Genomic DNA, 19,883 nt, shown 5'->3' on the forward strand with positions numbered 1-19,883 from the left:
CGGGTCCGCAATTGCGATCCAGAGGATGAGTTGGACATACAGATCTCTTCTCTCCCAGGATGTTTCCCAGGTTCGTGTGACGAAGGGAAGATGAAGGCGGCGGTCGAGTTCTTACGGACCACCAACTTGAATTCGGTTCGATCCAACGAATGACAAATGCGCGTCAGGAATGCGTTTTCATATTGTATGCGTAATCCGTTGCCCCTCAAGCGTTTTGAAACAACTCCGGTGGCTCACTCGTTGCCGATCGTGAGATCGGCACTCACGGAGGCCACAGATGCCGGAGTCGCAGACTCCAAAAGGAAGCTCGTCGGCCGGCATAGAGATTGTGACCCATCGCATATTCCAAGGGAAAAGACAGGAAATTTTCTATATATATCCCTTTTACCTAAGAAGGCACTCCGAGGGGCTAGAAGCACTCGCGGCCGCTCGAGCTCCGCAACTCGCCGCCTGAGTCCTTCTTCACACATAAGCAAAACCATGGTTCCACCAAGGAAGGCGGTCCTTTTGTGCTGAATGCGGTGCCGGTCACAATCAGCATGTGAATCGAGGCAACTCCGTCGCCGTGGACTCGGCCCCGCCCTGGACCGCCCTGTATCCACCGGGCGTCCCCACCTACATCGAGCCGAGGTGGACGAACGCCTCCGACCTGTTCGAGCACGCCTATCGCACCGCCCCCGACCAGCCGGGTGTCCACTACTTCGACACCACGCTGACCTTCGGCGAACTGGGCCGGCGGGCCCACGCCTTCGCCGCAGCGCTGACGGATGAGTTCGGAATACGCCCCGGGGACCGCGTGGCCGTGATGCTGCAGAACGTCCCGGCGGTCCCGGTCGTGCTGCACGGCGCATTCCTGGCCGGCGCCGTGGTGGCACCGGTGAGCGCCATGCTCCAACCGGACGAGCTCGCCCACCACCTCGCTTCCACAGGCACGCGGCTGGTGGTAACCCTGGAGTCGCTGCACCCGACAGTCGCCGCCGCACTCGCCGGCACCGCGGTCGAGCACGTGCTGGTCACCAGCGAATTGGATGACCTCCCGACCGTCCCCAGCAGCCTGGCCGGCAGCCGGCGACTGCACTGTCCCGGCGCGCTCGCGCTGGAAGAGGTCATCGCCGCCCACGCGGGCCGGGAAGTCGTTCCGCACCGCGCCGAGCCCGACGATCCGGCCCTGCTCGCCTACACCTCCGGAACTACCGGGGTCGCGAAAGCCGCGGTGGTGCATCACAGCGCCCTGGTCCGTGCCGCGGAATCGTTGCGCGTGTGGGCAGATCTGCAACCCGGCCAGACCACCGTTGCGGTGGCCCCGATGTTCCACATCACCGGCCTGACGGGGCACCTGGCCACCAGCAGGGCCGCCTGCTCCCCGCTGCTGCTGATGCACCGATTCGAGGCCGGGGAGTTACTGCGCCTGGTGGAGAAGTGGCGAGGCAGTTGGATGCTCGGGCCGAGTACCGCGTACATCGCCCTGATGCGACACCCGGACTTCACCACTCGGGACCTGAGCTCGCTGCGCACCCTGCACAGCGGCGGCGCTCCCCTGCCCACCGCAGTGCTCGAGGCCTTCGAGAAGACGAGCGGCCGGTACCTGCACAACGTGTACGGCCTCACCGAGACCGCCACCCCGTGCCACGGTGTCCCGCGCGGCAGCCGTGCTCCGGTGGACCCCGAGACCGGGGCGGTGTCGATCGGCGTACCACTCCCGGGAGTGCAGGCGAAGGTGCTCGGGACCGACGAGGACGGGAAGAACGTCGAAGCGGCCCCGGGCGAGCTCGGCGAGCTCGCGATCCGCTCGCCCACGCTCGCCCGTGGCTACTGGCAACGACCCGACGAGACGGCGCTGGCGTTCCGCGACGGCTGGTTCCACACCGGCGACCTGGCCAAGCGGGACGAGGCCGGGTTCTTTTATGTCGTCGACCGGATCAAGGACATGGTCATCGCCTCCGGCTTCAAGGTCTCACCCCGGGACGTGGAGGAGGTGCTCCTGCAGCACCCGGCCGTTCGGGACGCTGCCGTGATCGGTGTGCCCGACGACTACCGTGGCGAGGTGGTGAAGGCCTTCCTCGTGGTCGCCGAGGATGCCACCCTCGACCCCGACGAGGTGCGGGAATTCTGCCGGGCGCGACTCGCCCCGTACAAGGTCCCCGGCCCGGTGGAATTCATCGCGGCCATCCCCCGCAATCCCTCGGGCAAGATCCTCAAACGTTCCCTCCGAGAGCACCCCGCTTCCCCCACCTTCCCCAGGAGCACGCCGTGAACACCAATCCCCTGCCCGTGATCGTGGTCGGCAACGGCCCCGTCGGACAGACCACCGCACTGTTGCTCGCCCGCTGGAACATCCCTGTGGTCCTGCTCGACGGACGGGAGGCCCGCGACGAGGTCGGGTCGAAAGCCATCGCCCAGCAGCGCGACGTCCTCGACATCTGGGAGACCGTCGGCGCGGGTCGGGTGCTGGCCGACGAGGGACTGACGTTCCAGGTGGGCCGCACCTACTACCGCGACGAGGAGCTGTTCAGCGTCGAACTGCAGGAGGAACACGGCACCTCGGCGTTCCCGCCCTTCGTGAACATCTCCCAACAGCGCACCGAGGAGGTCCTCGACGAGAGGATCGCCGCCTCCGACCTGATCGAGGTCCGATGGGGCCACCCGGTGACCGGTCTGAGCCAGGATGACACCGGTGTCACCGTCACCTGCACCACGGTCGAGGGTCCCGTCGAGGTGCGCGGCTCCTACGTGGTGGCCTGCCCTGGGGCACGTGGCGAGGAAGTGCGAGAGATGTTGGGCGTCTCTCTGGACGGTGAGACGTTCGGGGACCGGTTCCTGATCACCGACCTGCGCATCGACATGCCCGAGTGGGCCTCGGAACGACGCTTCTACTTCGACCCGCCGTTCAACCCGGGTCGCCAGGTGCTAATCCACGCCTGCCCCGACTCGACGTACCGGGTCGACTGGCAGGTCCCCGAGGAATACGACCTCGAGGAGCAGGAGCGCAGCGGCGAGCTCGACCGGCTGATCCGCAACGTCACCGGTGGCCGTGATTACGAGATCGCCTGGAAGTCGGTCTACCGGTTCCACGCCCGGGTCGCCGACCGGATGCGGGTCGGCCGGGTCCTGATCGCGGGCGACGGCGCGCACCTGGTGGCACCGTTCGGTGCCCGCGGTCTCAACTCCGGCGTGCCCGACGCCGAGAACGCCGCCTGGAAGATCGCCTACGTGCTGCACGGCTGGGCGTCGGAGGAGCTGCTCGAGAGCTACCACGACGAACGGCACGCTGCGGCCAGGGAGAACCTGGCCGTGGTCGGTGAGACGATGCGCTTCCTCGTTCCGAGGACCGAGGAGGAGCGGGAGGTGCGCCGCGAGACCCTGGAGCGCGCCGTGCACGACCCTGCCGCGCACATCGAGATCAACTCCGGGCGCATGGCCGAGCCGTTCTGGTACGTGGACTCACCGCTCACCACTCCCGACCCCCAGCGTCCGTTCCCGGGGCGCCCGGCCAAGGGCAAGCTCCCCGACCCGGGACCCGGTGTCCTGGTCCCGGACTGCGTGGTGCAAACCGACGACACGTCCACGACCCGGCTGCGCCAGCTGGTGCGCCAGGGGTTCACCGTGCTCACCGGTCCGGATCTGGACGTCGAGGAGCTCGGTACCCTGACCGCCACCGCCCGCGGGCCGCTGCGCGTCGTCGCCTGCGACAGCCTCTCCCCGACCCTGGCCGGGGTCCTGGGCGCCAAGCCGAACGAGGCCTGGGTCGTGCGTCCGGACGGCCACGTCGCTGCCGTGCTGACCGCTCCCACCAGAGCCGACGTGGCCGCGGTCATCGACCGCGCCCTCGCCCGCACCAGCTGACCCCGACCTTCGAGGACTACAACAATGGCCGAGCACGACACCCCCACGCCCGAAGCCGCCCTTGCGCGCTTCATTCAGGACACCCGCCTCGACGACATCCCGACCCCGGTCCGGACCATCGCCCGGCAGGTACTGCTCACCGTCTGCGGCACCGCCTTGGCCGGCGCCGACCAGGACGGCATCGCCGCCCTGCGGGAACACTTCGTCCGGCGCGGTGGTCGGCCCGAGGCCAGGGCCCTGGCACACGGCGACACCCTCCCTGCGCAGTCCGCGGCAGTCCTGAACGGGGCCATGGCCCGGGCGTTGGACTACTGCGACGCCATGGTGCCCGGGCTGCACCTGGGCTCCGCCGTGGTCCCCGCGGCACTCGCCGCTGCCGAACTCGAGGGTGGCTGCAGTGGGGAGGAGTTCCTGACCGCGCTGGTGATCGGCATGGAGACGGGCGCCCGGCTCAACCTCCCCGAGGAGCTCTACGACGGGTTCGACCCCACCGGGGTGGCGGGGGTGCTGGGGGCGACCGCGGCCGTGGCGCGGGTGTGCCGGCTCACCGAGACCCAGACGCTGCACGCACTGGCGCTCGCGTTCAACCGGTGCGGCGGCAGCTTCCAGAGCAACATCGACGGTTCCCTGGCCGTGCGCCTGATCCAGGGCTGGATCGCCGGCGACGCAGTGGAGTGTGTCCAGTTCGCGACTGCCGGACTGACCGGTCCCGTCCATTTCCTGGGCGGGACCTACGGCTACGCACACCTGTTCGGTCGCGGGCAGGTCCGCGCCGAGAGCTTCACCGAGGCGCTCGGGGCCCGCTGGCACCTGGACCGGATGGTCTTCAAGAAGTACCCCAGCTGCGGTCTCACCCAGGGCGTCACCGAGCTGGCCCTGGGCGCCGTGGCCGCCGGGCTCACCCCGGAGACGGTGGACCGGGTGGAGGTCGTCGTCCCGCCGTACTCGTGGCGCCTCGTCGGCCAGCCGTTCGTGCTCGGCCCCACGCCGCGGGTGGATGCCCAGTTCAGCACCCAGTACTGCGTGGCGAGCGCTCTGAGCCGCTCGGGTTCGGTGCTGGGCCACTTCGAGCCCCCAGCTATCGCCGCTCTGGTCGACACCGGTTTCATGGACCGGGTGACCACTCTCGAGGACTCCCGGCTCGACGAGACGAGTCACACCGCCTGCCGACTGGTGGTGCACCGCACCGACGGGTCGACGTGGAGCGGGGCGCTCGACGTGGCCCCGGGCTTCCCTGGCAACGACCTGCCTGCCCAGGCACACGTCGACCGATTCCTGGACTGCTGGGACTACTCGAAGACCGCTCGCCCCCGCAGTGATGCCGAGGAACTGCGTGCTGCCGTCGACCAGGTCGAGCAGCTGGCCGACGCCCGCCAACTCGTGGATCTGATGACGGACTCGTCCGCATCCTGAGCCGCGTGGTACCTGGTTCTTCTTTCTCTGGTCACCACCGAGCTCACCGGGCCCCGGCGCGCCGGTCGGCGCAGAACTGGGCGAAGGCCTGGGCACGCCGGTTGAGCCGCACGTCCTTCAACCAGGTGAGCAGTACCTCCACCTCACCGACGGGTTCGTCGATCTCCACCTCGACCACCGGGTTGCCCTCGTAGGTCCGGTCGTTGGCGGTGTGCTGCACGAACAGCGCGTAGCCCATGCCGCGTCCCACCAGGGACCGCGCCAGTTCCATCGTGCGGGGTCGGTGTCTGATGATCGGGGCGATACCGAACTGCTCGAAAATCTGCAGGGTGTTGTTCTCTCCCGGCGGCACCGCCGGCAGCACCATCGGCTCGTCGCGGAGCTCCAGCAACGAGAGACTCTCCCGGGTGGCGAGCCGGTGGTTGGCAGGCAGCAGGATATGGGGACGCATCGAGTCGATCACCTGCCGCGAGATGTCGCGGCGCGCCTCCAGGTCGTAGACGATCGCGAGGTCGATCTCACCGTGGTTGAGCCGGTGGTCGAGCTCCTTCTGGTCCCCCTCGACGAAGGTCACCGTCACGTCCGGGTGGAGGCGCCCGAAGTCCTCGATGAGGGCTGGGAGCACCGTGGGCGCGAGCGTCACGAAGCAGCCGACGGAGAGCACACCGGTGAGGGTCTGGCGGTTCGTGGCCGCGTACTCCATCTCCTCGGCGATCCGCAGGATCTCCCGCGCGTGCCGCAGCGTCTGCAGGCCGGCGGGTGTGAGCGTCACCCCCCTCGCCTTGCGCCGAATGGTGAGCCGCGCGTCTAGGGCGCGCTCGAGATCGGTGAGGGCCTGGGACAGTCCCGGCTGCGAGACGTGCAGTCGCTCGGCAGCAGCACTCAGGGTGCCTGCCTCGGCGACCGCGACGAAGTACTCCAGCTGGCGCAAGGTGAACGACGGACGAGACATAAGTTCAACTTACTTTATACAGAGATAACGTGTCCTTTTCTGTTGAACTTTCCGATCGCAGAATTCATGTGCAGGCGGCATGAACACCGCCCCGACACCCCCGACCGGGAGTGTCCGGATCACGGATCGGAGGACAGCAAATGGCCGAGAGTGTCGACCGCGTACTGGCGCTGCTGGCAGCCAACGACGCACAGGACGCCCAGGCTGTCGCCTCGGCATTCGCGGCGCAGGGAGAACTCCGGTTCGGGAATTTCCCCACGGTGCGCGGCGCGGACGCCGTATGCCGCAGCCTGACCTCCTTCTTCTCCGGTCTCGACGGGATCCACCACGACGTACTCGGCACCACCACCGGCTCCTGGTCCGAGGGCGAGGTCGTGAGCGTCGAGGCAGAGGTGACGTACACCCGCCACGGCCGGAGCACGGTCGGCCCGCTGCCGGTGACCTCCACCGTGCGACTACTCCCCGACCTCTCGGTGGCCTCGTACCGGATCTACATGGATCCGTGCCCGGTCACCACCCCCACCCCCGACCGCACTCCCGGAGGAAAACGATGACCGCGACCGCACAGGTCACTGCCGCGTCGAGCGCAGCCACCCGCCTGCGGGGTGGCCGCTACCTCGACCCCGTACTGGAGACCATGACCCGCGAAGAGCTGGACCACCTGCGGGTCGACCGGCTGCTGACCAGCCTGCCCGAGACCTACCGGCGCTCGCCCCTGGTGCGCTGGAGCTGGGGCAAGACCGGCGTCCGTCCCGAGGACATCAAGACACTGGCGGACTTCCAGTCCTCGGTGCCCTTCATCAACAAGGACACCCTGCGCGAGTACCGCGACGAACACGGGGACGCGTTCTCCGGACTGGGACACGCGCCCACCACCCACGTGTGGGGCGCCCAGTCCACCTCCGGAACCACGAGCGACCCCACGCTCCTGCCCTTCTTCGACCGGTCCCGCGCCGAGACGCCGGGCTCCTACACGGAAAGCTTCTGCCGTGCCTACTGGGAGCTGGGCGTGCGCCCCGGCGACTTCGTGGCCATGACGCTGTTCACCTTCCGCGGTCCGGTATGGGCCAACCCGCAGCGACTCGGCGCCACCCCGGTCTTCTTCAATCACGGCACCGACGAACTGCGTCGCCTCGTGGAGTTCGCGCGACGCAACAAGCCGTCGTGCCTCTTCCTTCTCAGCCAGGCCATGATCTTCGAGCTGGCCGAGCTCCCGGAGATCGACGACCCCGAGGTCCGCGAGTGGCTCGCCGGAACCCCGTTCATCTACGGCGGTGAGCCGCTCGGGAACCGCGCAGCCGCCATCGCCCGCGACCTCGGCATGAAGCTGTACCAGCACACTGCTGTCGGGGACGTCGCCGTGGCCACCGAGTGCCTGGAGCAGGACGGCTGCCACGCGCCCGAGGACCAGGTCTACGTCGAGCACCTGGCTCCCGACTCGGCCACGGCAGTGGCCGCCGGAGAGTCCGGCGAACTCGTCGTCACCTCGATCTCGGACGGCATCCCCCTGGTCCGCTACCGCTCCGACGACCTGGTCCGGGTCGCCTGGGACCGGTGCGGCTGCGGCCGCACCCATGCCCGGATCTGGCCGGTCGGCCGCGTCACCGACGGGGTCCTGGTTCGCGACGTGCGGGTCATGCCCGCCGACGTGTGGCGCTGCGTGGAGTCCGTCCCGGAGAGCCGGAGCGGCATCTTCCAGATCGTCACCACCGGCCACCCGATGGGCCGGCTCCGACTGCGGGTGGGCATCGAGAACCTGAGCCGCCGCAGCGAGAGCGAGATCTCCGCAGACCTCGCCCGCGCCCTGGAATCCGTCGTCGGCGTGCCGGTGGACATCGAAGTGGTCGGCGAGGAATCCCTGCTCCGACTCGGACCACCCCACAAGATCCCCCGAATCGTGAAGGCTTGAGGAGCTGAGATGCACACCTGGATGACATCGACGGGCGCTGCCGGTCTGTGGGGGGTCGGATTCCTCCCGGACGGCCACGAGATCCCCGTCTCCTACCACGACATCGAACAGGACACCCTCGCTGCCGGCGCGGCGCTGGACGCGCTCGGTGTGCCCGCCGACGCGAATGTCCTCCTGCTCTCCACCCTGCCCGGCGTGGCCACCGTCTGGCCCTTCGCCGCGGCCGCGGCGCGGGGCTCGCGGGCGGTCTACTTCGCCGACGCCACCACCTTCGACGCCAATCGCACCGAAATGTTCACCCGACGCCTCGACATCGATGCGATCCTCGGGGTGACGCAGGCCGTGGTCGACGGACTGGCAGAGCTGGGCGACCCGTACGCAGTGCTCGCCCGGGCCCGCGTCGTCGCCGCCGAGCCTGCCCTGGTACCCACCCTGCAAGCGCACGGGGTGAAGGCGGTGACCTGGCTGACGCTGGGTCCCGCCCTCGCCCTGGAATGCGCCCACGGGTCGCTCCACGTGGACCCGTTGCAGTGGGAGGTGACGCCGCACCCCCACGGCCTCAGCGTCACGCCGGCCCCCACCCGGGCGACTGCACCGGCGACCTTCGAGACCTCCGTGCTCGGCGTCCCCGACCCGTCCTCCTGCCCCTGCGGGCGGGGCGGTCGACTCACACTCGAGGCCAGCGCATGAGCGCCCCCGATGTGCTGAGCGTCCCGCTCCCGGAACCCACCGCCCTGACCGCTCCCTGGTGGTCTGCCTGCACGGAGCAGCGATTGCTGGTCCAGGAATGCTCCGCGTGTGGTCTGCGCTGGTTCACCCCCGAGGAGTTCTGCGTGGGTTGCCGTTCGGCGGCGTGGACCTGGGTCGAGAGCCCCGGCACCGGCAAGGTGTACAGCCTCACCGTCGTACACCGGTCGCCACGCCCCGAGTTCACGGCGCCGTACGTGATCGCGGTGGTGGAACTCGACGACGGCTGGTCGATCCTGGCGAACCTCGAGGGTTCCGACCCCGAAACCTGGCGCAACGACGACCGCGTCCGGGTCGCCTTCCGCAGTTCCGGGGAGCGTCTCTACCCGGTCTTCGTCGCACAGGAGGCGGCATGAGTCTCGAGAACGTGGTGATCGCGGGCGTCCACGCGACCCCGCAGGCCAAGCAACTCCCCGGTCGGACCTCGACAGACCTGGCCCTCGAAGCCATCCACGGCGCCCTCGCCGACGCCGGCCTCGGCATCGACGACGTCGACGGGATCGCCGTCGAATGGCTCGGTGACGGCGGCCTGCGCGGACATGACGGCGCGTCCTGGGCCCGTCTCCTGGGTCGGCCGATGGCCTGGACCTCCGACGGCATGTTCGACAGCAGCGGCCCGCGCGGCATCCTCAAGGCCGCCGCAGCCATCCAGGCAGGCCTGTGCTCGGTGGCCGTGGTCGGTGGCGGGCAGGTGGCCCGGCGCGTCGGCAGCGAACCCATCGGTGTCTCCGAGGTGCTGGAGTTCACCGACCACACCGGCGCGTACGTGATGTCCCAGTTCGCCCTGGTGGCACAGCGACACATGCACGAGTTCGGCACCACCCCCGAACAGCTGGCGACGATCGCGGCGACCATCCGCAACCACGGCCACGTGAACCCCGAGGCGGTGATGTTCGGCCGCGGGCCCTACACCGCCGAGGACGTCCTCGCCTCCCGGATGATTTCCACCCCGCTGCACCTCCTCGACTGCTGCCTGGTGGCCGAGGGTGGGGCCGCCGTCGTGCTCACCTCCGCCGAGCGCGCGGCGGACCTCGACTCGACCCCGGTCCGGATCCTGGGCGGCGGCATGCACGTCACCGACCCGCACTACACCCAGCCCCCGCGGCTCGAGCGCACCGGCTGGCTCGGACAATCCGCCATCGACCGTGCTTTCCGCATGGCCGACTGCACGCCCGCCGATATCGACGCCTTCATGCTCTACGACGCCACCTCGTTCGAGGTGCTCCGCCAGGTCGAGATGCTCGGCCTGTGCGAGCGCGGGGAGGGCGGCGCCTACTGCACCCCCGACACGATCGGCCTGGGTGGCTCCACCCCGGTGAACCCGGACGGGGGGCTGTTGAGCCACTCCTGGCTCGGCGCGCAGCAGATGACCCTCAAGGTGATCGAGGCTGTCCGCCAGTTGCGTGGCACCGCGGTCAATCAGGTCGCCGACGTCGAACTGGCCATGGCCGGCGCGAGCGCCTCGGCCACCCACCACTACGAATGCGTGGTACTCGGCCATGACAACTGAAGCCCACCGGTTCCCCACGCTGTGGGACGTCGCCACCGACCTGGCCGAAACCCGACCCCGGGACCCCGCAGTGGTGTGCGGCGACACACGGTTGTCCTACGCCGCGCTCGCCGACCGCTCGGCCCGTATCGCAGCCGTTCTCGCGGCGCGCGGTGTGCGCACCGGCGACCGGGTCGTGTGGCTCGGCCAGAACTGTCACCACATCTTCGAGCTCCTGCTGGCCGCCTCGCGGCTGGGGGCGATGCTGGCGCCGCTCAACTGGAGGCTCACCACCGACGAACTCGCCTCGACGCTCACCGACCTCGACCCGTCGGTCGTCGTGTGGCAGGGCATCGACGGGGTCGACCGCGACGTGCTCGCCCGGACCGGGCGGGCCGAGTGGATCGACGACACTCCCGGGGACAGCCGGTACGAAGACCTGGTGTCGGCCGTCGACGCGGAAGTCGCCGCGGCCCACGTGCAGGAGACGACCGGAGACGCACAGAGCCCGGTCCTCGTGCTGTACACCGCAGCGTTCAGCGGCCGCCCGAACGGATCGATGCTGACCAGCAGCAACCTGCTCACCCAAGGCCTCGTCCTCGGCTCGCTGATGCAGCTCGACCGCCGCTTCACCTACCTCGACTGCGGTCCCCTGTTCCACATCGCCACGATGATGGTCGCGGTCGCCACCCTCGAACACGGCGGCGTCAATGTCGTCGTCCCCCGGGTGGACGTCGAGCTGATGTGCCGGGTGATCAAGGAAGAACGATGCACCAGCGGATTCGTGCTGCCCCAGGTGGCCGAGGACCTCGCCCGGCACGCCGTCGAGGTGGACGCGGACCTGTCCTCCTTCCGTTCCCCGCTGGACCTGCCCGTCTGGCGTGATCTGGTTCGCCCCGACGAGACCCCGTGGGGTCGCTCCTCGAACGGGTACGGCCAGACCGAGCTCTCCGGGAACGTGGCACACGGCGCCCTGCTCGGAGAGGGACCGCTGCCGCTGGGCATCGGCCTGGCCGCGCCGCTCACCCGACTGGCCGTGCGCCGGGACGACGGCACAGTCACCTCGGCCCCCGGATCCACCGGCGAGGTGCTGGTTCGGGGTCCCCTGGTCCACCACGGTTACTGGAATCGCCCGGAGATCAACGCCGAACGCCTGCGGGACGGCTGGTGGCACACCGGCGACCTCGGAACCTTCGGCGAGGACGGCCGACTCGTGTTCCTGGGTCCGATGGCCCGACTCATCAAGACCGGTCTCGAGAACGTGTACCCGGCCGAGGTCGAGGGGGCCATCCGCGACCTCGACGGCGTACTCGAGGTGGGCGTCATCGGTGTCCCCGACGAGAAGTGGGGTCAGTCGATCCGGGCCGTGGTGCGTCGCACCGACGGCGCCACCCTCACCGAGGACGACGTGGTGCGGCACACCCTCAGCCGGATCGCCTCCTACAAGAAACCCCGCAGCGTCGTCTTCGTCGACGCACCGCTCCCCCGGACCGGCGGACCCGTCGACTACGACCGGCTCGACCGCGACCACGGGGGTGGCGGCTACCCCAGCTCCACCCACGCCGCCCGCTGATGCAGGAAGGACCCGCATGACGACCTCGACAGCTCCGCTCATCGACAGCCTGCTCAGCCCGTTCACCGTCGGTGACATGACGCTGCGCAACCGCTTCGCCATGGCACCGATGTCCCGGCGGAAGACGCCCGGGGGCATCCCCACCACGGAGAGCGCGGACTACTACTCCGCCCGAGCGGCCGGGGGTACCGGGCTGATCATCACCGAGGGCACCTTCATCGACGACCCGGCCGCCGGCTTCAGCGACCTGATCCCCACCCTGGAGGGCGAGGAAGTGGCCGCGGGCTGGAGCAACGTCGTCGACCGAGTCCACGACGCAGGAAGCTCGATCCTCGTGCAGCTGTGGCACGGAGGTGTCCTGCGGGGCAACGACCAGGTGCCGCACCCCGGCGTCCCCGCCCGGAGCCCGTCGGGCCTGGACCTGGACGGCCGGCCGTTCGGTGAGGAATTGAGCACCGCGCAGATCGACGCCATCGTGGCCTCGTACGCCCGTGCGGCCGAGAACGCGGAGCGGATGGGGTTCGACGGAGTCGAGATCCACGGCGCGCACGGCTACCTGCTGGATCAGTTCGTCTGGGAGCGAACCAACCGCCGGACCGACCGCTACGGTCTGGCCCGCGGACACGGGACCACCCTCCCGGTCGAGGTGGTCCGAGCGGTGCGCGGGGCCGTGCGCCCCGGGTTCGTCGTCGGCTACCGATTCTCGCAGTGGAAGGTCGACAGGTACTCCTGCCGCATCGCCGAGTCCCCGACCGAGCTCGAGGCGATCCTGGCCCCGATCGCCGATGCCGGGGTGGATCTCCTGCATGCCTCGGGACGTCGGCATTGGCAACCCGAGTTCCCCGAGCACGGAGGACGGGGCCTGGCCGGTTGGGCCAGAAAGATCACCGGCAAACCGGTCATCACCGTCGGCTCCGTCGGCATCGACACACCGTTCGGTGCCGAGGCCCCGGCCGGAGCCTCCCCCGAGGATCGGCTGCGCACCCTCGCCCGCCAGTTCGACGACGGCGAGTTCGACCTGGTCGCCCTCGGGCGGGCACTGCTCGGTGACCCCGCCTGGGTGAACAAGACCGCAGGCACCGACCCGGCGCCCATCACCCCGTACCAGAAGCCGGTGGTCGCCCCGCGACCCGCCGAACGCCTCTACTGACCCGTACTGATTGGAAGTGACTGCGTTGACCACTTACGCGGAAGAACTCGCGACGATCGCGACCAGCGTCGGTCAGATCCTCCGGGAAGCCCCCGACACGGCAGCCGGATGGAAGCTCCTGGCCGACAACGGCTTCGCCTCGCTGGCGGCCGACGATTCACTCGACCTGCCGGTGCCGGCACTCGTGGCGGCCGTGTCGGAGCAGACCGGCCGCACCCTCAGCTCCGTGCCCTGGCTGGCGGGCTCCGTGGTCGCCACAGCCGTAGCCACCCGACTCGAGTCCGAGATCCGCGACGAGCTCGTCGCTGCACTGGATGCGGGTCAGGTGACCGTTCTGGCGGTGCCCGTGTCCACGTCTGCCTGGGACGTTTCCCGAGCCGGCGTGGCCGCCACCCGCGACGGCGACCGGTGGGAGCTCACCGGCAGCGTGACGGACGTACTCAACGGCGCCGACGCGGCCCGGGTACTCGTCCCCACCGACCAGGGCCTCTTCCTCCTCGAGACGGACGGCAGCGGAGTCGTGGTCACGCCCGGCGACACCGCCGACCCGTCCCGCCCCCTCGCCGACCTGGACTTCCGGTCCGCTGCGGCGCGGCACGTGGCTGCACCCGACACGGCCCGGGCCGCTGTGCAGTACGGACTCACCGCGGGGCTCGTCGCCCTAACCGCCGAGCTGATCGGTGCGGCCGAGGAGATGCTCGAGCAGACCATCGCCTACATCAAGGAACGTCGGGCGTTCGGCCGGGTCGTCGGCCAGTTCCAGGGGGTCAAGCACACCACCGTCGACCTCTGGACCGAGGTCACCCACGCCCGGGCCCTGCTGCGGAATGCCATTGCCGCGCTCGGTGACGGCAGTGCCACGAGCGAGGCCACCCTGGTTCCCGCCACACTCGCAAAGGTGCAGGCCAGCAAGGCCCTGTCCCAGATCGCCACCCGCGGGATCCTGCTGCACGGTGCCATCGGCTTCACCTGGGAACTCGGTGCCCACCGCTTCGTGCGACGCGCGACTACCGACCGGTTCCTGTTCGGCGACGACGACGAACTCGTCCGCCTGCTGGCCGGCCACCTCACCACCCGACGCAGCGACGACACCGACCGCGCCGAGAGCAGCCCCGAGGCCGGCTGGTTGGCCCAGCACGCGCCGCGATTCGTCGGCCCACGCGACCACGTCGGGCACTTCGCGGTGCTGACGCCCGAGGAGGCCGCCGACCAGCTGCGGCGTGCCCGCGACTGGGAGCGGTTGAAGTCGGAGAACGGGTTCGCCGGTATCGCCGTGCCCACCGAGCTCGGTGGTCAGGGGCGCTCCCGGTTCGAGGCCCTCCAATTCCAGGCCGAGGAGCACCGGTACGAACTTCCGCACTGGCTGTTCGCGATCACCTACGGGATGATCCTGCCGACCGTCGTGCAATGGGGCACCGATGAGCAGAAGCAGCGGTACGTGCCGCGGATGCTCAACGGCGAGCACCTGTGGTGCCAGCTGTTCTCCGAGCCCGGGGCCGGCTCGGACCTGGCCATGGCCTCGACCCGGGCGACCCGGGCCGAGGGTGGCTGGCGCATCGACGGACAGAAGGTCTGGAACTCCGGGGCCGACAACGCCGACCTCGGTCTGCTGGTGGCCCGCACCGACCCGAATGTCCCGAAGCACCAAGGCCTCACCGTCTTCGTGGTCCCCATGGACACGCCCGGGGTCACCGTCCGTCCGATCGTCCAGAACTCGGGGTCGGCACTCTTCTGCGAGACGTTTTTCGACGACGTGTTCCTCCCCGACGAGGCCGTCCTCGGGGAGGTCGGCAACGGATGGCGGGTCGCGATCACCACCCTGATGAACGAACGGCTCGCTCTCACCGGTGACGGCGTCCCGTTCCAGAGGATGTTCCGCGAGGCACAGGAGCGCGCTGCTGATCTGACCGAGGCCCAGGGCGTTCAGCTCGTGGAGCTGTACTCGATCGAGCGGGCCCTGCACGCATTGTCGGCCCAAATGTTCGAGACCGTGCGGAGCGGGAACGAGCCCGGACCGGAGGGGTCTGTCAACAAACTCCTGACCGGCCGCGCAGCACTCGGAGTTGCCGACTTCGTGAGCCGTCTCCTCGGTCCCGAGGTGCTGCGCGACCGTGACTGGAACGAGTACGTGCTCGGCGCCGTGGGCCTGCTGATCGGTGGCGGCACCGAGGAGATCCAGAAGAACGTGCTGGCCGAGCGGGTGCTGGGCCTGCCGCCCGAGCCACGGGACCGGGTCAAGGTCTCGTGGGCGGAGGAAAAGGCCGCGAACCGTAAGGAGCCGTCCGGTGCCCGCTGAACCGGGCCAGGTGGCCCTGGCCCCCGTCGAGCAGGCATTCACCGACCGGCGCGTCGCCGACGCCGAGGTCCTCCCACCCGGGTCGGCCCCGCCCGGCTTCGGGTCTCATAACCTCCCCTACTGCATCTTCCGGCCCGGCACCGGTGAGGCCCGGGTGGGGGTACGCCTACACGACGATGTGATCGACGTGGCGGCCGCCCTGGCGGACCCCTCCTTCGTGACCGACTCGCTCAATCCGTTCATGGCCCAGGGCCCGGAGCGGTGGGCGGAGGTCCGCGCGTCCCTGCGTGACGCCGTCGAGCGTGGCACCCACACCGAAGCCACCTTCCCGCTGACCGAGGTGTCGCTGCTCATGCCGTTCCAAGTGGGCGACTACGTCGACTTCTACGCCTCCGAGCACCACGCCTCGAACCTCGGCCGACTCCTCCGACCCGATGGTGAGCCCCTGCTGCCCCACTGGAAGCACGTGCCGGTCAGCTACCACTGCCGCGCGGAGACTGTCGTGGCGTCGGGCACCGACATCCCCCGGCCTCTGGTGCGGCGCAAGCCCGTCGGCAGCGAGGCTCCCAGCCACGGCCCCTCACAGCTGCTCGACATCGAGGTCGAACTGGGCTTCGTCGTCGGTGTCGGGAGCGACCACGGCCAGCCCGTCAGCCCCGATGAGCTGGAACACCACGTGTTCGGAGTGGTGCTGATCAACGACTGGTCTGCGCGCGACCTCCAAGTCTGGGAGCACGTACCGGCGGAGCCCAAGATCGGTAAGAGCTTCGCCACCTCGATCTCCCCGTGGGTGGTGCCCCTGGAGGCCCTGCGTGCCGCGCGCATCCCCACCCCCGAGCAGGTGCCCACGCCGCTCCCGCACCTGCAGGGCAGCCAGGACTGGGGGCTCGATATCGACTTCGTGGTCGAGTGGAACGGCGTGCCGGTCACCAGGCCCCGGTACCGGGACATGTACTGGTCCCCGGCCCAGATGTTCGCCCACATGACCAGCAACGGGGCCCCGCCCCACACCGGTGACCTCTTCGCCTCCGGCGCCGTCTCGGGTCCGGTCTACGACCAGGCCGGTTCGTTCATCGAGCTCACCTGGAACGGCACCCAGCTGGTCACCCTGGCCGACGGCCAGCAGCGCACCTTCATCGAGGACGGCGACACCGTCACCATCACCGCCACCACCAGCGGTCCGGGCGAACCCATCAGTCTCGGCGAGGTCACCGGCACGGTGACCCCCTGCCCCGCGCCCCGCCGCTGAACCCCCTGCACTCCACCAGAGAGGAAACCGTCGTGCCCACCACAGACCGTCTTGCCGACCGGGTCGTCGTCGTCACCGGCGCCGGCTCCGGCCTCGGCCGCGAGTACGCCCTGTTCGCCGCCGCCAACGGAGCCAAGGTCGTCGTCAACGACCTGGGCACCAGCCTCGGCGGTGACGGCACCAGCACCAGCGCCGCCGCCGGCGTGGTCGCCGAGATCGAAGCCCTGGGCGGCACCGCCGTCGCCAACACCGACGACATCTCCGAGGCCGAGGGCGGGCGTGGACTGCTCGCCACGGCCCTCGAGGCCTTCGGCGACGTCCACGTGCTCATCAACAACGCCGGCATTCTGCGCGACAAGATGCTGGTGACCATGGACGAGAACCAGTGGGACGCGGTCATCAAGGTCCACCTGCGCGGCCACTGGTCCACCACCCACGCCGTGGCCGGATTCTGGCGCGAGCAGGCCAAGCAGGGCATCGTCCGCGATCGGGTGCTGGTTTCCACCACCAGTATGTCGGGCTTGCTCGGCATCCCGGGCCAGGCCAACTACGGTGCCGCCAAAGGTGGTCTGGCCACCTTCGCCCTGGTCGCCCACAGGGAGATGAACGAGCGTCTGGGAGTACGCAGCTACGCCGTCGCCCCCAGTGCCCGCACCCGTCTGACCCTGAGCACCCCGGACGCGGCCGAGAACGTCGGCCGCGCTGTGGCAGAGGGCGAGTTCGACTACTGGGACGCCGGCAACGTCGCCCCGTTCGTGCTCTGGCTCGGCGCCGAAGGTTGCCCGGCACCCTCTGGGTCCGTCTATGGCGTGGAGGGCGACCGGATCCAGTTCTTCGAGGTGTGGCCGCAGGTCGCCGAGCTCCGGGCCGGCCACCGCTGGACCTGGCAGGAGCTGGACGACAGCGCCGATCGGATCGTGAAGCTCACCCCCGAGCTGCGAGCCTTCCTCCCCTCGGAGCAGGCATGAGCACGGCGGCGGAGACGGTCCGGCCCGGTTTCGGGACCCCCATCACCGTCGAACGACTGGTCCGCTACGCCGGGTCCAGCGGGGACTTCAACGCGTTGCACTACGACCCGGAGTTTGCGCGCGCTGCCGGGTTCGACCGCCCCGTCGTGGTCGGCTCGCTGACCACGGCCCTGCTGGTGAGCGAGTTCCTCGCCGACCACGACGTCCAGGACCTGCGACGGCTCGAGGTCCGGTTCCTCGCCCCCGTCCTGGCCGGTGAACTGCTCAGCGCGGAGTTCGACCCGGCCGTGGACGAGGCCGACGGCACCCGCAGCACCGCGGCCCGGGTAGTCGGAGCGGCGGGCCCGGTCGTGGACGGCCGACTGGTGACCGGCTCCGGGCCAGTCGCCGCCGAACCGCTTCCCGCGGACTTCACCCCCCTCGGCGAGCCTTTCCGCTGGCCCGTGGAAGAGGGTCACGCCCGCTTCTTCGGCGAAGCGGTCGACTCGCCGCTGTCGACCGCCGCCGGGGCCCCGATCCACCCGGCGTTCCTGGCCACCGCGATGCGCTGGTCTCCCAGCTCTCGGGACTTCGTGCAGCGACTGGACTTCGACTTCACCCGGGTCGTGCACGGCAGCAGCACCCTGACCTTCACCGGCGCGCCACTGCGGGTCGGCGACGAACTGCTCGTGACCGAGGGTCATTCGGGCCGGCGCACCGTCGAGGGTCGCTCCGGCGTGATGACGATGGCCGACGCACATCTGGTCGTGCACGACACCACGGGCGCGGAGCGTGCCCGTCTCACCTATCGAATCGTGGAGCGCCCGTGACCACCACCGAACCCTTCCACCTGACCGGCTCGCGCGACGACGTCACCGGCCAGGTGTTCTTCCCCGCACGCGCCCTGGCAGCGGACGGCTCCCTGCGCCCGCTGACCCCGGTCGCGCTGCCCCGCACCGGCAACCTGCACTCCTTCGCCGTGGTCGGCGACGTCACCTACGGGCTGGTCGACCTGGCCGACGGTGTGCGGCTGCAGACGGAGTTGGCACCCGGCGTGCCCGAGATCGGCGCGGCCTACCGGCTGACCGGTGACGAGAACGGATGGAGATTCGAACGTGCGTGACGTCTACGTGGCAGGCACCGGCCTGACCCCCTTCAGGAAGTACGAACCCGGCAGCGGCCGCAAGCTCGGCCGCGAGGCCGGGACCGAAGCCCTGCGAGATGCCGGGGTGGAATACAGCGCCGTGCAGGCGGTCTACGGTGGCTCGGCCCTGCCGGACAGCCCGCGAGCGGTCTACCTGGCTCGCGAGCTGGGCATCACCGGCATCCCCGTGCACCATGTCACCAACGCCTCGGCCAGTGGGCTCTCGGCTCTCCACGAGGGCTGGCTGGCCGTCGCCTCCGGCCTCCACGACGTGGTCCTGGTGCTCGGCTACGACGTGCCGGAGACGGCGGGCTCGGCCGAAACTGCCATCGCCGCACAGGGTTTCGCCCCACCGGTGAGCCTGTTCTCGATGTGGGCCAACCGTCGGGCCCTCGACGTCGGGACCACCGAACGCCACCTGGCGCTGGTAGCCGCCAAGAACTGGAACTACGCGGCCGCCAACCCGCTGGCCCTGCGCCAGCCGAGCGAGCCGGTGACCGTCGAGAAGGTGCTGTCGTCGCGGATGATCGCCGCTCCCATCACCTCGATGATGTGCACCCCATGGGGGGACGGCGCCGGAGCCGCGGTGCTCATGTCGGCCGAGGCTATGGCCCGGGCCGAAGGCGGCAACCCGCAGGTTGCGAAGATCGCCGCGTCGATCTGCAACACCGAGGTCTACGAGGACAACCTGATCCTCGAGGGCGCGATCGTCGGTTCCGCCACGCTGACGGGCGTCGGCGCCCGTGCGGCGCTGGACACCGCGGGAGTCGGCGCCCGGGACCTCGACGTCGTCCAGGTGCACGACGCCTTCGCGATCGAGGAGATCGAGTACTGCGAACAGATCGGTCTCAGCGTCCCCGGTGAGACCGAGGAATTGCTCGAGCGGGGCGGTTTCGGTCCCGGGTCCAAGGCATCGCTCGGTGTGGCCGAGGTGTCCACCGACGGCGGGCTCATCGCCCGCGGACACGCGAGCGGCGGTACCGGACTCGCCCAGGTCCACGAGACCCTCCGCCGCTTCCGTGTCGCCGACGACCGCGTCGGTCTCACCCAGCTGGTCGGCGTCGGAGGCGTCTGCTACACGCAGGTTCTGACTCGCGTGGAGAAGAACTGACCTCTACCGGGTGACGACGAGGCCCCCGACCGTGCTCCCCCTCGATGGGTGGGGAGACAC

At 69.7% G+C, this 19,883-nt stretch carries 17 protein-coding genes; 16 read left to right on the plus strand and 1 reads right to left on the minus strand.

What is annotated here, in order from left to right; genetic code table 11:
• Nucleotides 1-541: 541 nt before the first annotated feature.
• Genes ACWPOB_RS00915 through ACWPOB_RS00925 form a run of 3 tightly spaced genes read left to right on the plus strand, consistent with a single transcriptional unit; the run spans nucleotide 542 to nucleotide 5,256 of the window.
• Nucleotides 542-2,254 (plus strand): class I adenylate-forming enzyme family protein, encoded by a 1,713-nt coding sequence (locus tag ACWPOB_RS00915; RefSeq protein ID WP_455399590.1) that lies wholly within the window; start codon nucleotides 542-544, stop codon nucleotides 2,252-2,254.
• Nucleotides 2,251-3,843 carry an FAD-dependent monooxygenase gene (locus ACWPOB_RS00920; protein WP_455399591.1) on the plus strand — a complete coding sequence of 531 codons (1,593 nt, stop codon included), beginning with the start codon at nucleotides 2,251-2,253 and terminating at the stop codon, nucleotides 3,841-3,843. Before ACWPOB_RS00915 ends, ACWPOB_RS00920 begins: the two co-directional genes overlap by 4 nt.
• Nucleotides 3,844-3,867: 24 nt before the next feature.
• Entirely contained in the window at nucleotides 3,868-5,256 is a 1,389-nt protein-coding gene (locus ACWPOB_RS00925; RefSeq protein WP_455399592.1) for an MmgE/PrpD family protein, read from the plus strand.
• Nucleotides 5,257-5,299: 43 nt separating this feature from the next.
• Here the strand turns inward: ACWPOB_RS00925 and ACWPOB_RS00930 are convergent, their stop codons facing one another.
• The gene (locus ACWPOB_RS00930; protein ID WP_455399593.1) at nucleotides 5,300-6,208 is read right to left on the minus strand and encodes a LysR substrate-binding domain-containing protein; all 909 of its coding nucleotides are present in this window, start codon (nucleotides 6,206-6,208) and stop codon (nucleotides 5,300-5,302) included.
• Between the two features lie 140 nt (nucleotides 6,209-6,348).
• Here ACWPOB_RS00930 and ACWPOB_RS00935 point away from each other — a divergent pair, with 140 nt between their 5' ends.
• Genes ACWPOB_RS00935 through ACWPOB_RS00995 form a run of 13 tightly spaced genes read left to right on the plus strand, consistent with a single transcriptional unit; the run spans nucleotide 6,349 to nucleotide 19,823 of the window.
• Complete coding sequence (locus ACWPOB_RS00935; protein WP_455399594.1) at nucleotides 6,349-6,762, plus strand: nuclear transport factor 2 family protein; 414 nt, start codon at nucleotides 6,349-6,351, stop codon at nucleotides 6,760-6,762.
• Nucleotides 6,759-8,117, plus strand: a complete 1,359-nt coding sequence (locus ACWPOB_RS00940) for a phenylacetate--CoA ligase family protein (protein ID WP_455399595.1) — start codon at nucleotides 6,759-6,761, stop codon at nucleotides 8,115-8,117. The genes ACWPOB_RS00935 and ACWPOB_RS00940 overlap by 4 nt, the downstream gene beginning before the upstream one ends.
• 9 nt (nucleotides 8,118-8,126) lie before the next feature.
• Nucleotides 8,127-8,807 (plus strand): hypothetical protein, encoded by a 681-nt coding sequence (locus tag ACWPOB_RS00945; RefSeq protein WP_455399596.1) that lies wholly within the window; start codon nucleotides 8,127-8,129, stop codon nucleotides 8,805-8,807.
• Entirely contained in the window at nucleotides 8,804-9,220 is a 417-nt protein-coding gene (locus tag ACWPOB_RS00950; protein ID WP_455399597.1) for a Zn-ribbon domain-containing OB-fold protein, read from the plus strand. The genes ACWPOB_RS00945 and ACWPOB_RS00950 overlap by 4 nt, the downstream gene beginning before the upstream one ends.
• A complete protein-coding gene (locus ACWPOB_RS00955; protein WP_455399598.1) occupies nucleotides 9,217-10,374 on the plus strand; it encodes a thiolase family protein in 1,158 nt (385 codons plus the stop codon). The genes ACWPOB_RS00950 and ACWPOB_RS00955 overlap by 4 nt, the downstream gene beginning before the upstream one ends.
• Nucleotides 10,364-11,926: an AMP-binding protein gene (locus tag ACWPOB_RS00960; RefSeq protein ID WP_455399599.1), complete on the plus strand. Its 1,563-nt coding sequence runs from the start codon at nucleotides 10,364-10,366 to the stop codon at nucleotides 11,924-11,926. Before ACWPOB_RS00955 ends, ACWPOB_RS00960 begins: the two co-directional genes overlap by 11 nt.
• 16 nt (nucleotides 11,927-11,942) lie before the next feature.
• Nucleotides 11,943-13,076, plus strand: a complete 1,134-nt coding sequence (locus ACWPOB_RS00965) for an oxidoreductase (RefSeq protein WP_455399600.1) — start codon at nucleotides 11,943-11,945, stop codon at nucleotides 13,074-13,076.
• A gap of 16 nt (nucleotides 13,077-13,092) precedes the next feature.
• Nucleotides 13,093-15,372: an acyl-CoA dehydrogenase gene (locus ACWPOB_RS00970; RefSeq protein WP_455399601.1), complete on the plus strand. Its 2,280-nt coding sequence runs from the start codon at nucleotides 13,093-13,095 to the stop codon at nucleotides 15,370-15,372.
• The gene (locus ACWPOB_RS00975; RefSeq protein ID WP_455399602.1) at nucleotides 15,362-16,621 is read left to right on the plus strand and encodes a fumarylacetoacetate hydrolase family protein; all 1,260 of its coding nucleotides are present in this window, start codon (nucleotides 15,362-15,364) and stop codon (nucleotides 16,619-16,621) included. The genes ACWPOB_RS00970 and ACWPOB_RS00975 overlap by 11 nt, the downstream gene beginning before the upstream one ends.
• Before the next feature lie 32 nt (nucleotides 16,622-16,653).
• Nucleotides 16,654-17,589 (plus strand): SDR family NAD(P)-dependent oxidoreductase, encoded by a 936-nt coding sequence (locus ACWPOB_RS00980; RefSeq protein WP_455399603.1) that lies wholly within the window; start codon nucleotides 16,654-16,656, stop codon nucleotides 17,587-17,589.
• Nucleotides 17,586-18,398, plus strand: a complete 813-nt coding sequence (locus ACWPOB_RS00985) for a MaoC/PaaZ C-terminal domain-containing protein (RefSeq protein ID WP_455399604.1) — start codon at nucleotides 17,586-17,588, stop codon at nucleotides 18,396-18,398. Before ACWPOB_RS00980 ends, ACWPOB_RS00985 begins: the two co-directional genes overlap by 4 nt.
• Nucleotides 18,395-18,691: a hypothetical protein gene (locus ACWPOB_RS00990; protein WP_455399605.1), complete on the plus strand. Its 297-nt coding sequence runs from the start codon at nucleotides 18,395-18,397 to the stop codon at nucleotides 18,689-18,691. The genes ACWPOB_RS00985 and ACWPOB_RS00990 overlap by 4 nt, the downstream gene beginning before the upstream one ends.
• On the plus strand, nucleotides 18,684-19,823 hold the full coding sequence (locus ACWPOB_RS00995) for a thiolase family protein (protein ID WP_455399606.1): 1,140 nt from the start codon (nucleotides 18,684-18,686) through the stop codon (nucleotides 19,821-19,823). Before ACWPOB_RS00990 ends, ACWPOB_RS00995 begins: the two co-directional genes overlap by 8 nt.
• Nucleotides 19,824-19,883 lie beyond the last annotated feature (60 nt).

It is taken from the genome of Rhodococcus sp. 2H158 (assembly GCF_053764755.1).